Here is a 12,384-nt window from a genome sequence, read left to right on the forward strand (position 1 = left end):
TAACCTTGGAGGTAATAACATGACGAACAAAGCACATGGTGGAGACTTGGTAAACAGACAGCTGACAGGCACCGAAAGAGAAAAGGCATTAAAGAATGCGGAAACACTTTCCACTTTATTCATTTCAGATTGGGCCATCTCGGATTTGGAACTGATCGGCATCGGTGGGTTTAGCCCGTTGACTGGTTTTCTTGGACAAAAGGATTATGAAAGTGTGCTGCATACATCGCGCCTCAGCAATGGCAACGTGTGGAGTGTACCCATTACATTATCGGTCACGACAGAAGAAGCAGACAGCTACGAGCTGGGCGATGAAATTGCGCTGAAAGGCAAAGACGGTGTCATCTACGGAACACTCGAGCTGAAGGAAAAGTACACGTATGACAAAAGGTTGGAAGCAGAAAAAATTTACGGCACGACAGAAGTAGCACATGCTGGCGTGGAAAAACTATACGAACGCGGAGATGTTTACTTGGCAGGTCCTATCACCTTATTAAATCGTCCGGACCATAGCGAGTTCAAAGAATTTCATCTGGACCCGGTTGAAACGCGCCAGTTATTCCAAGATCTTGGCTGGAAAACGATTGTCGGCTTCCAGACGCGCAACCCGGTGCATCGCGCACATGAATACATTCAAAAAGCCGCATTGGAAGTGGTGGATGGCCTCTTGCTGAACCCGCTCGTGGGTGAAACAAAATCCGATGACATTTCAGCTGCAGTGCGGATGGAAAGCTACCAAGTCATCTTAAAGCATTACTATCCTGCAGACCGGGCGCGCCTCGCCATCTATCCAGCTGCAATGCGCTACGCCGGACCGAAAGAAGCGGTTCTTCACGCCATTGTCCGCAAAAACTACGGTTGTACACATTTCATCGTTGGACGGGATCATGCCGGTGTCGGCGATTACTACGGCACATACGAGGCACAGGAATTCATCAGCCAGTTTGAAGAAGAATTGGGCATTCAAATTTTCAAATTCGAGCATTCATTTTACTGCAATGCATGCGAAAACATGGCCACGGCTAAGACATGTCCGCACAGCGCAGAAAACCATGTTCATTTAAGTGGCACGAAAGTTCGTGAATTGCTTCGCAACGGAGAAAAACCACCGAAGCAGTTTTCCCGTCCGGAAGTAGCCGATGTGCTCATCAAAGGCTTGCGGGAGACCGTTATTAGTAACTAATTAGGGGATGGTTGCCCGTGTCAGTCCAAATGATTTTTGTGCTTATCGTCATCGTCGCCATGGTCAGCGCCTTGCTTTTTGAAATTGCCCGTCCGGATATGATTGTATTTTCAGCATTGGTAGTGTTGCTGCTGTCCGGAATTTTAACAACAGAAGAAGCATTGCGCGGATTTTCGAATCCAGGAATGTTGACAATCGCTTTACTGTTCATCGTTGTCGGTACTGTACAAAAGCACGGCCTGATCGACCAGATGATGATTGGCTGGCTGAATAAAGGCAAAAGCTTGAAAGGATCTTTGTTTCGTATTTTTCTTCCGCTCCCGTTGTTTTCGGCTTTTTTGAACAACACACCCATTGTTGTCACGTTAACTCCACTTTTGAAAAAATGGTGTGAAGAACGCAATATCGCACCTTCCAAAGTGCTGATTCCTTTATCGTATGTAACGATTTTTGGGGGGACTATCACCCTAATGGGAACATCGACCAATCTTGTGGTGCACGGGATGCTGCTCGATTACGGCCTGCCTGGCTTTTCGTTGTTTCAATTAGCAATTGTCGGCATTCCCATCACCATTGTCGGTTTGATTTACTTGTTTACGGTAGGCAACATGCTGTTGCCTGAGAACAACAGTTTCAGCAAGCAGGTCGTTGAAGATTCCAGAAACTACATTGCTGAAATGGTGGTGGAAGAAAATTTTCCTTACGCCAATCAAACGGTGGAATTAGCAAAACTGCGCGACTTGAAAGGTTTGTACTTGATTGAAATTATCCGAGATCAGACCCGGATTTCATCGGTCAGTTCCAAAACCATCATTCAGTCAGGAGACCGCCTAATTTTTACCGGACTCATTTCAACGATCGCAGAGCTGCAAAAAAGAAAAGGGCTGACTTTAAAGACCGGGACCAATTTGCAGTTGGAGGATTTGAAAAACGGCAACACGCAGCTGGCGGAAGCGGTCGTTTCCCATGAATCTTCGCTGCTCTCGAAAACGATCAAACAATCTCAATTTCGTTCACGTTACGATGCAGGCGTCATGGCGGTTCACCGCAACAACGAACGCATTAAAAGCAAAGTCGGCGACATCATCCTGCGGCCGGGGGACACCTTGCTGTTGCTTGCGGGAACCGGATTTGTGGAAAAATATCAGCAGTCCAACGATTTTTACGTCGTGTCTTCCATGACACCGCCAAAAACCTTGCAAGAAAGCCGTTTTGTCGGCTGGTTCTCGCTGCTGGTTTTACTGGGAGCCATTGCACTTGTCATTGCTGGCTGGCTGAGCATGTTCAAAGCAATGGCTTTGGCAGTGCTGATTTTATTGGTAACCAAATCGGTTTCCATGGAAGATGCAAAAAACGATGTGCAATTCAATGTACTGCTGCTCATTGCCAGTGCATTTGGTGTGGGTGCCGCTATGACCAAAACCGGTCTGGCGCAATGGGCGGCGGACGGATTGTTGGCAGTCGGCCAGCCGTTTGGATTGCTGGCGATTCTCATTTTGATTTACTTGCTGACCAGCATTTTTACAGAACTCATCACCAACAGTGCTGCCGCTGTATTAATGATCCCCATCGGCATCGAAATGGCAAGCAACCTACAGCTCGATCCAATGGGTTTTGCCGTTATCATCACCATTGCGGCTTCTGCCAGTTTTATTACGCCCATTGGCTACCAAACCAACCTAATTGTCTATGGGCCGGGCGGCTATAAATTCATAGATTACGTCAAAGTAGGTACGCCACTCAGCATCCTGGTGATGTCAGTTACCATCGGAATTGTTTACTACTACTGGTTCTAGGAGGAGAAGGAATGACCAAATCAACCAATATCACCTGGCATGAGTCGGGCATCACGAAACAAGATAGACAGAAATTGAACGACCACAAAAGCGGTGTACTCTGGTTTACCGGCTTGTCGGGATCCGGAAAATCAACAGTTTCGGTTGCACTGGAAAAAGAAATACATGCACTTGGCATTCGGACGTATTTATTGGACGGCGACAATGTCCGCCACGGCTTGAATAAAAACTTGGGGTTCAGTCCAGAAGACCGGACGGAAAATATCCGCCGGATCGGTGAAGTCGGAAAGCTCATGAGCGACGCAGGTGTACTGACTTTGTCAGCATTTATCTCGCCGTATCAGGCAGACCGCGATCAAGTTCGGGCTTTGCTTGATGAAGGTGAATTTATTGAAGTTTATGTAAAATGCAGCGTGGATACTTGTGAGGCACGTGACCCGAAAGGGCTTTATAAAAAAGCGAGAGCCGGCGAAATCAAAGGCTTTACAGGCATTGACGCACCATACGAAGAACCGTTAAATCCGGAAATTGTGATCGAAACGGACAAGCAAAATTTGGAAGACTCGGTGCAGGTGATTGTTGAGTATTTAAAGAAAGCAGGTTACTTGAACGGATGAATAATTGACTGAATAAAAAATAGAGAGTTCTAGAATTTCATTCCATAAGAAAACGGTATTTTCAGAATATTATTGACAGCTATCTTTTATTAGTATAGTATTTATAAAATATTAAAACCTAGTATTCTTATAAGGTATTTCTTATCATGAGAGGTGGAGGGACTGGCCCTTTGAAGCCTCGGCAACAGCTTTGGTCATTGACCGGGGATCATGTGCCAATTCCAGCAGGTCCCAATCGGATCTGGAAGATAAGAAGACAGGCAGCCGCAAACGCGCATTCGATCCCTCTCTTCTTGTTCTATTAGAAGAGGGGGTTTTTATTTAGACTTCACCTGAAGCGATTCTTTAAGGTTTTTATAATGTAGAAGAAAAGTTTCGGAACACATTAGATTTGTTTAAGGGAGGAAGATAGGATGAGCCAAATTGTTTCGTACGAGCAATTTACTGGAGATCCATTCAAGGACCTGGCACCGACCGATCTTTTGAAAGGTGCCGCGGATATTTTAGAGTGGGCTTACGATTCCTACGGAGAAGATGTAGTGTATGCCTGCAGCTTTGGAGCCGAGGGCATGGTATTGATTGACCTGATTTCCAAAGTGAAAAGCGATGCGGAAGTGGTGTTCCTGGATACGGACGTCCACTTCGACCAAACCTATGAACTGATTGAGCGGGTTAAAAAACGCTATCCAAAACTGAATATCCGGATGAAAAAACCGGAACTGACTTTGCAGGAACAAGCCAGCCAGTTTGGAGATGAATTATGGAACAGCCAGCCGGATAAATGCTGCGATATCCGCAAAGTCAAACCGCTGGAACAAACACTTTCCGGAGCACAGGCGTGGATTTCCGGCTTAAGAAGAGAGCAGTCGGCCAGCCGCAGCAAGACGGACTTTATTAACAAAGACAATCGGTTCAAATCGGTCAAGATTTGCCCGTTGATCCATTGGACGTGGGGCGATGTCTGGCAATACATCCAACTGAATAATCTTGAATACAATATTCTGCATGACGAAGGCTATCCAAGCATCGGCTGTAAGCATTGTTCGTTCGCAGTGACGACGGATGGCGACAGCCGCGACGGAAGATGGAAAGGCTTTGCCAAAACGGAATGTGGCCTGCATACATAACCGGGCCGGCAAAAGTGTAAATTAACGATCAGAAAATGACGCAACCTTCGTTTCTCTGGTTAAAAAAAAGGAGTCTAGGAAGCTTATGAAAAAAGTTTATTTAGTTGGTGCAGGTCCAGGCGACCTTGATTTGATTACCGTGAAAGGGCTGAAGGCTATCCAGAAGGCCGATGTCATCCTTTATGATCGCTTAATAAACCAGGATTTGCTGGACGAAGCGAAAGAAAACGCTCAATTGATTTATTGCGGCAAAAGACCGGATAATCATTCCTTAAAACAAGAAGAAATCAATGAGCTGTTATGCCGGTTCGCACTGCAGGGGAAAATCGTAACGCGCTTAAAAGGCGGCGACCCGTTTATTTTTGGAAGAGGTGGAGAAGAGGCAGAGGCATTGGTCGACCACAACATCCCATTTGAAATTGTACCGGGCATTACGGCGGGCATTGCAGCGCCTGCTTATGCGGGAATCCCTGTGACCCATCGCGATTACAGTGCATCTGTTGCTTTTATTTCGGGCGTCAGCAAAGTCGGCGTTGATCAGGATGAATATTGGGAGCATGTGGTCAAGAGCATGGATACGCTATGCATTTATATGGGCGTCAGCAAACTGCCGGAAATTTGCGGACGATTGCTGCGCCACGGGCTGAAACCGACAACGCCGATTGCCTTGATTGAATGGGGCACAACGGAACGTCAGCGGACAGTGACTGGCACGCTCGAAACGATTCTTCGAAACTCCAAAGGTTTCGAGAATCCGTCGATGATTGTGGTAGGAGAAGTGGTACGCCTCAGAGACAAATTGCAATGGTATGAGCAGCTGCAGGTCGAACAGCAGTCTCAGCTTGCCGCCCATGTAGGATAAGGAGATGGTAAAATGCAAGCCGTTTTATATGTAAGCCATGGCAGCCGGGTAAAAGAAACGCGCGAAGAAGCGATGGCATTTATGGAGCAAGTGCGCCAGAAAGTGGATGTTGCTCTTCAGGAAACGTGCTTTTTAGAGTTGGCCAGTCCGGATATTGGCGAGGGCATCGACAGCCTTGCCAAACAGGGCGCTACGGCAATCGCCATCGTACCGGTTTTGCTTCTGAGTGCTGGACATTATTACGAAGACATTCCGGATGAAGTTAAAAAGTCTGCACTGCGTTATCCGGAGATCCACTTTACTTATGGAAAACCACTCGGTGTCCAGGATCGCCTTGTAGAAATTTTAGCCGAGCGCCTGCGGGAAACAAGCGTGGAACGCTTGCCTGATTCAGAAATTCTGTTGGTTGGCCGGGGTGGGAAAAGTTCAGAAATTATCCGCTCGGTCGAAGAAATTGCCGCAAAACTAGCAGTCAAAACGGGTGTGACACATATTGATGTTTGTTATTTAGCAGCCAGCGCTCCGTCATTTGATGAAGGATTGCAAGCCTCGATCGATAGCGGCAGCAAGCAGATTTTCGTTGTTCCTTATTTATGGTTCACGGGACTTTTGGTGAAATCCATGCAGAAGAAAATCAATGGTTTGTCTTCGGACGACCAAGAAATTATATTATGCGGATATTTAGGCAATCATCCATCGATGGTGGATGCTCTTGCTGAACGTGTCCATGAAGCGCTGCAAAGTGAACAGCAGCCAGCATGGTGATTAGCAGAAGGAGAGATTGATTATGAAAGGATTGGCCGGCAAGAAAATAGGGGTGGCAGCTGTCCGTGCCGCAAAGGAAATCAGCGTGCTGATTGAAAAACAATCCGGTACTCCTGTCATTCTCCCGATTCAAGGAAGGCAGCGGCTGAATGAAGACATCAGCGCTCAGAACATCACAGATTTTTTAGCTGAAGATTTCGACTGGGCTATCTTTACGACCGGTATTGGCGCAAGAACCTTAACCGATTCTGCGGAAGGCATCGGACTTCAATCGCGTTACATCAATAAGCTGAAAGAAACACAGGTAGCTGTCCGCGGAAGCAAAACGATGAAATGGATCAAAGAGCATGGCCTGGAACCGGTTCATGTGTCAGAAGATGGTACAATGGCCAATTTGCTTGCAGCTTTATCGGAAGAATACAGAGGCAAAAGCCCGCAGCGAATCTTTTTGCAGGCATACGATTTGGACGATCATAAATTGAAAAGCATTTTGGAAGAACACGGCCACTCGGTTTATTTATCCCGACCGTATTCCTACGAAAAACCGGATGCTTTTGTAGTGGACCAATTGAAACAGGCCATTATCGAACAGTCTTTGGACGCGATTGTCTTTACCAGCAAAACACAGGTCAAGAATATTTTTGCGGACCCAAATCAAGGCAAACAATTGGCAGCAGCTTTTAATGACCAGGTGCTGGCAGTGGCCGTCGGCAAAGTCACCGCCAAAGAGCTGGAAAGCAATGGCATCGAACAAGTGCTGCAGCCAGAACATCAAAAGATGGGGGCCATGATCGTGGCCATCGATCATTATTACCGTCGGCAGCATGTATAGGTGCTGCTTAAATGAAGAAAATTTGATACCGCTAAAAATAAACTAATTTCGAGGTGAACCCATTTGCAATTGCAGACTATAAACAGCCCGTTTGATCAGGAACAGGTAGAGCTTATCAATCGCTTATTGCCTTTGCTGACAGACAACCAGAAAGTTTGGCTGAACGGTTATTTAGCTGGAGCGCAGTCAGCCGGTGCAGTTGCTGTGCAACAACGGCCAGAGCCGAATGAGGTGCAGCAAGACAGCGAACCTGTTGCTGCACGTGAAATCACTATTCTCGTCGGCTCGCATACGGGCAACTGTGATTCGGTTGCCAAAACGGTATTGAAAAAGTTACAAGACAAAGACTTTCAAGTAAAGCTGACGCCAATGGACCAGTTTAAGCCAAAAGACTTGAAAAAAATCGAAGATGTATTGGTCATCACCAGTACACATGGCGACGGTCATCCACCGGATAACGCCATTGCCCTTTATGATTTCCTGCACAGCAAACGAGCGCCGCAGCTTGACGGTGTCCGATTCTCGGTGTTGTCTCTAGGTGACAGCTCTTATGAATTTTTCTGCCAGACGGGCAAAGACTTCGATCGGCGTTTGGAAGAGCTGGGTGCTAAACGTATCCATCCGCGCGTAGACGCTGATTTGGATTTTGAAGAACCAGCAGAAGAATGGTTTGAGGGTGTCTTTCATGTATTGAATAAAGACAAGGAAGCAACTTATTCAGGCACTTTGGCTACGCCAGCTTCTCAAGAAAGTGCTGCAACCAGCCAAACGCCTTATTCCCGCAGCAATCCCTTTAACGCGGAAGTTTTGGAAAACATCAATTTGAATGGCCGCGGTTCGAATAAGGAAACGCGCCACCTGGAACTCGATTTGGAAGGTTCCGGCTTTCAGTATGAACCGGGCGACAGTCTGGGGATCGTCCCGGAAAACGAAGACAAGCTGGCTGATCAATTGATTGCTGCCGCAGGTTGGAATCCGGACGAACCCGTCTCTATTAACAAGCAAGGGGACACAAGTTCATTGCGGGACGCGTTGATTTCAACATTTGAAATCACTACACTGTCAAAACCACTGCTCGAAAAAGCGTCAGCTTTTGCGAATGGTGACGCATTGTCTCGTTTACTTGCGACAAAAGATGAACTGCAAGCTTACATATATGGAAGAGACTTGATCGACTTAACGGAAGATTTTGGTCCGTGGCAAGTGCCGGCAGCCGAGTTTGTTCACATCCTTCGCAAAATACCGGTTCGCCTGTATTCGATTGCCAGCAGTTCAAAAGCAAATCCGGATGAAGTCCATCTGACCGTGGGAGCTGTTCGGTATGAAGCAAACGGACGCAAACGAACGGGCGTCTGCTCGACGCAATGCGCTGAGCGCTCTGATATTGGCGCAACGTTGCCGGTCTTCATCCAAAGCAACAATAACTTCCGACTGCCCGACAATCCTGAAACACCGATTATTATGATCGGTGCCGGAACAGGCGTTGCGCCTTACCGCGCGTTTATGGAAGAGCGGGAAGAAAGAGATGTTCAGGGAGATTCGTGGCTGTTTTTCGGTGACCAGCATTTTGTCACCGATTTTCTTTACCAGACCGAGTGGCAGCGCTGGTTGAAAGATGGGGTTCTGACAAAAATGGACGTTGCTTTTTCCCGCGATACGGCAGAAAAGGTATATGTGCAGCATCGTTTGCTTGAAAAAAGCCAGGAATTGTATCAATGGCTGGAAGCAGGCGCAAATGTCTACGTCTGCGGCGACGAAAAATACATGGCCAAGGATGTCCATGCCACACTGGCCCTCATTCTGGAGCAAGAAGGCAATATGAGTCCGGAACAAGCGGAAGAGTATTTAACGTCCATGCGCAGCGACAAACGCTATTTGCGGGATGTTTATTAAGAAGACATGAGTGACTATATATAGGTTGAACTAAAGAAACTAACTTTTACCCATCGCTTTGGATGTGCCGGCGCTAAGAAATAGAGTAGATTCAAAGCAAGCCTAAGTTTTCCACTGTATTCATAATTCTGTGGGCCCGAAAGCGTCTGCTTAGAGCGACTTCTTCAAAAATGAAAGGAGCTTACCATGAAAATCAAAGACTTAACTGATATCGATGGACCCCCAAGTGAAATGGAGGTCATCAAAGATCGAACCAATTATTTGCGGGGCAATCTGGTAGAAAGCTTCGCCGAACGTTTGACAGCTTCCATTCCGGACGATGACGGCAAGCTGCTGAAATTCCACGGCAGCTATATGCAAGATGACCGCGACATTCGCAACGAACGGGCTCAGCAAAAACTGGAACCTGCGTATCAATTCATGATTCGTGTCCGCCTGCCTGCAGGAGTTGCGACACCGCACCAATGGCTGACGATGGACAACTTAGCCAATACCCACGGCAACGGCACTTTAAAGTTGACGACGCGCCAAACATTCCAAATGCACGGCATTTTAAAATGGAATATGAAAAGCACCATTCAGGAAATGAACCATGCTTTGATGGATACCATTGCAGCCTGCGGCGACGTGAACCGCAATGTGATGTCGACGTCCAATCCGTACCAATCGGACGTGCACGGAGAAGTATACGAAATCTCCCGTGCCTTGAGTGAACACTTGCTGCCAAAAACAAGAGCTTATCATGAGATTTGGCTGGATGAAGAAAAAGTCGTCGACAGCAATGAGGACGAAGTGGTTGAGCCGATGTACGGGCACCTGTATTTGCCGCGGAAATTTAAAATCGGCTTTGCAATTCCACCTGCCAATGATGTCGATATCTATTCACAAGATCTCGGGTTTATTGCCATTTTAGAAGACGGCAAGCTGCAAGGCTTTAACGTGACTGTCGGCGGCGGCATGGGCATGACCCATGGCGATACGGCCACTTATCCGCAATTAGCGCGTGTCATCGGATTTTGCCCGCCAGACAAAGTCAACGAAGTTGGAGAGAAAATCCTGACGATTCAGCGCGATTACGGCAACCGTTCAGACCGGAAAAATGCTCGATTCAAATACACCGTCGACAGATTGGGGCTCGATTGGATCAGAACCGAGCTGAATACGCGCCTCGGCTGGGAAGTAGAGCAAGAACGCCCTTTCCAATTCGACCGCAACGGCGACCGCTATGGCTGGATCCAAAGCGACGGCAAATGGCACCTGACTTTATTTGTTGAAAATGGGCGTGTCAAAGATTTCGACGGTTATCCATTGATGACAGGCCTTCGCGAAATTGCCCATGTCCATACAGGGGAATTCCGCTTGACGGCCAACCAGAACCTCATCATCAGCAATGTGACGGAAACCAACAAAGCGAAGATTGATGCCTTAGTAGAACAATACGGATTGACCGATGGCAAAGAAAACTCCGCTTTGCGCCAGAACTCGATGGCTTGTGTGGCACTGCCGACTTGCGGCTTGGCGATGGCTGAGGCCGAGCGTTATTTGCCGGTGCTTGTTGGCAAAATCGAGGAGACATTGGACGAAGCAGGACTGCGTGATGAAGAAATTATCATCCGCATGTCGGGCTGTCCAAACAGCTGTTCACGCCCTGCACTTGGGGAAATCGGTTTTATCGGCAAAGCACCCGGCAAATACAATATGTACTTGGGTGCGGGCTTTGCGGGCGATCGTTTGAATAAAATATACCGCGAGAACATTGGCGAAGAAGAAATTTTGGCGACGCTCAAGCCAATCTTTTTCCAATTCGCCAAAGAGCGTCAGGAAAACGAGCATTTCGGTGATTTCGTCATCCGTGCCGGTTATGTGGCGCCCGTCACATCTGGACTAAATTTCCATAGCTAAATCCAATAAGATCCATTCAGCAGCCCGGAAGCGATTCCGGGCTGCTGCTGGTAGGCACATCAATAAAAGAGGAGTGTTCAATTTGAAATACAGTTATGTTTCCCATCTTTATTGCCCAAAATGCGATGCTACGTATGATACTGAGCAGCAGCACCAATTGTGTACGTGTGGCTCTCCACTGCTGGTGGACTATGATTGGGAGCAATTAAAAGCGGACTGGAAGCCGGAAGATTTGGTGAAGAGAGAACCAAGCTTATGGAGATACCACGAACTGCTTCCAGTGGAAGACGAAGCGAACGTTGTTTCTCAAGGAGAAGGCATGACCCCACTCGTAAAAATGCCAACTTTAGGGCAAGATATGGATGTCGCCAATCTGTACATGAAAGACGAAGGGCTTGTTCCGACGGGTACCTTTAAAGCAAGAGGCGCAGCAGTTGGAATTTCAAAAGCCAAGGAAGTGGGCGTTAAGGAATTTGCCATGCCGACCAATGGCAATGCTGGTGCCGCTTGGGCGCTGTATGGTGCAAAAGCCGGCATCCGGTCGACTATCGTTATGCCGCAGGATGCACCTAAAATCACCCGCAATGAAGTGGCATTGTCCGGTGCCAATCTGTATTTGGTAAACGGGTTGATCAGTGATGCGGGGAAAATTGTTGGACAGGCCGTTAAGGATTTTGGTTTGTATGATGTATCGACCTTAAAAGAGCCATACCGCATCGAAGGCAAAAAAACGATGGGGCTGGAAATTGCTGAGCAAATGAATTGGGAAATGCCGGATGTGATTCTCTACCCGACAGGCGGTGGTGTTGGGTTAATCGGCATCTACAAAGCCTTGAATGAACTGAAAAAACTCGGCTGGGTAGAAGGCGATCTTCCGAGGCTCGTTGCGGTTCAAGCAACCGGTTGTGCGCCGATTGTGAAAGCCTGGGAAGAGAAAAAGAACGAATCCGAATTCTGGGCAAATTCCAGTACGCAAGCTTTTGGCATCAATGTCCCGAAAGCGCTGGGCGATTTTCTCGTGTTGGATGCAATCTACAAAACACAGGGCTGCGCCATCGCGATTGATGATCAAGCTATGCTGGACGAGCAGGAAAAAATTGCACGCCTGGAAGGATCTTTTGTTTGTCCAGAAGGGGCAGCGGTCTTTGTGGCCATCCGCGAGTTGCGAAGACAGAATTGGATTAAAGATGGTGAAACCGTTGTTGCACTTAATACAGGAGCAGGCATTAAATACCCGGATACCGTGAATGTTGATGTGCCCGTACTGGAAATCGGCGATTTGATTAGCAAATAGTGAACAGCTATAAACAAAAAGTGCATTTTCAGCGTCTTTCATCAGGAGATTCACCTGACGAGAGGCGCTTTCTTATTTGCTTTTACTGTTCTATGATGGGAATAAGAGAAAAA

Annotated in this window: 10 protein-coding genes and 1 riboswitch; all 10 genes read left to right on the plus strand. The window is 47.4% G+C overall.

Features of this window, described 5'->3' with window-relative positions:
- Window positions 1-19: 19 nt before the first annotated feature.
- The 10 genes from sat (at window position 20) to AC4EG4_RS10900 (ending at window position 12,271) form a co-directional block, all read left to right on the plus strand.
- Window positions 20-1,183 carry a sulfate adenylyltransferase gene (sat, locus tag AC4EG4_RS10855; RefSeq protein WP_490979302.1) on the plus strand — a complete coding sequence of 388 codons (1,164 nt, stop codon included), beginning with the start codon at window positions 20-22 and terminating at the stop codon, window positions 1,181-1,183.
- Window positions 1,184-1,200: 17 nt separating this feature from the next.
- Window positions 1,201-2,979 (plus strand): SLC13 family permease, encoded by a 1,779-nt coding sequence (locus AC4EG4_RS10860; protein WP_490987812.1) that lies wholly within the window; start codon window positions 1,201-1,203, stop codon window positions 2,977-2,979.
- Between the two features lie 11 nt (window positions 2,980-2,990).
- Window positions 2,991-3,596 (plus strand): adenylyl-sulfate kinase, encoded by a 606-nt coding sequence (gene cysC / locus AC4EG4_RS10865; protein ID WP_490987813.1) that lies wholly within the window; start codon window positions 2,991-2,993, stop codon window positions 3,594-3,596.
- A 138-nt stretch (window positions 3,597-3,734) separates the two neighbouring features.
- Window positions 3,735-3,851, plus strand: a riboswitch (SAM riboswitch).
- Between the two features lie 158 nt (window positions 3,852-4,009).
- Window positions 4,010-4,723 (plus strand): phosphoadenylyl-sulfate reductase, encoded by a 714-nt coding sequence (locus AC4EG4_RS10870; protein ID WP_490979299.1) that lies wholly within the window; start codon window positions 4,010-4,012, stop codon window positions 4,721-4,723.
- An 85-nt stretch (window positions 4,724-4,808) separates the two neighbouring features.
- Window positions 4,809-5,585: a uroporphyrinogen-III C-methyltransferase gene (cobA, locus tag AC4EG4_RS10875; RefSeq protein WP_490987814.1), complete on the plus strand. Its 777-nt coding sequence runs from the start codon at window positions 4,809-4,811 to the stop codon at window positions 5,583-5,585.
- A 12-nt stretch (window positions 5,586-5,597) separates the two neighbouring features.
- Window positions 5,598-6,350 (plus strand): sirohydrochlorin chelatase, encoded by a 753-nt coding sequence (locus AC4EG4_RS10880; RefSeq protein ID WP_490979297.1) that lies wholly within the window; start codon window positions 5,598-5,600, stop codon window positions 6,348-6,350.
- Between the two features lie 22 nt (window positions 6,351-6,372).
- Window positions 6,373-7,182, plus strand: coding sequence for a uroporphyrinogen-III synthase (locus AC4EG4_RS10885; RefSeq protein WP_490979296.1), 810 nt, complete (start codon window positions 6,373-6,375; stop codon window positions 7,180-7,182).
- Window positions 7,183-7,245: 63 nt separating this feature from the next.
- Complete coding sequence (locus AC4EG4_RS10890; RefSeq protein WP_490987815.1) at window positions 7,246-9,075, plus strand: assimilatory sulfite reductase (NADPH) flavoprotein subunit; 1,830 nt, start codon at window positions 7,246-7,248, stop codon at window positions 9,073-9,075.
- Window positions 9,076-9,261: 186 nt separating this feature from the next.
- Window positions 9,262-10,977: an assimilatory sulfite reductase (NADPH) hemoprotein subunit gene (gene cysI, locus AC4EG4_RS10895; protein WP_490987816.1), complete on the plus strand. Its 1,716-nt coding sequence runs from the start codon at window positions 9,262-9,264 to the stop codon at window positions 10,975-10,977.
- Window positions 10,978-11,059: 82 nt separating this feature from the next.
- Complete coding sequence (locus tag AC4EG4_RS10900; RefSeq protein WP_490987817.1) at window positions 11,060-12,271, plus strand: threonine synthase; 1,212 nt, start codon at window positions 11,060-11,062, stop codon at window positions 12,269-12,271.
- The last annotated feature ends 113 nt before the right edge of the window (window positions 12,272-12,384 follow it).

It is taken from the genome of Planococcus sp. TJ-201, assembly GCF_058268495.1.

Bases quoted from the DNA above. Each gene is read 5' to 3' on its own strand.
- AC4EG4_RS10870 (WP_490979299.1), top strand. From the start codon at position 4,010: ATGAGCCAAATTGTTTCGTACGAGCAATTTACTGGAGATCCATTCAAG.
- cysI (WP_490987816.1), top strand. From the start codon at position 9,262: ATGAAAATCAAAGACTTAACTGATATCGATGGACCCCCAAGTGAAATG.
- AC4EG4_RS10880 (WP_490979297.1), top strand. From the start codon at position 5,598: ATGCAAGCCGTTTTATATGTAAGCCATGGCAGCCGGGTAAAAGAAACG.
- cysC (WP_490987813.1), top strand. From the start codon at position 2,991: ATGACCAAATCAACCAATATCACCTGGCATGAGTCGGGCATCACGAAA.
- AC4EG4_RS10885 (WP_490979296.1), top strand. From the start codon at position 6,373: ATGAAAGGATTGGCCGGCAAGAAAATAGGGGTGGCAGCTGTCCGTGCC.
- sat (WP_490979302.1), top strand. From the start codon at position 20: ATGACGAACAAAGCACATGGTGGAGACTTGGTAAACAGACAGCTGACA.
- cobA (WP_490987814.1), top strand. From the start codon at position 4,809: ATGAAAAAAGTTTATTTAGTTGGTGCAGGTCCAGGCGACCTTGATTTG.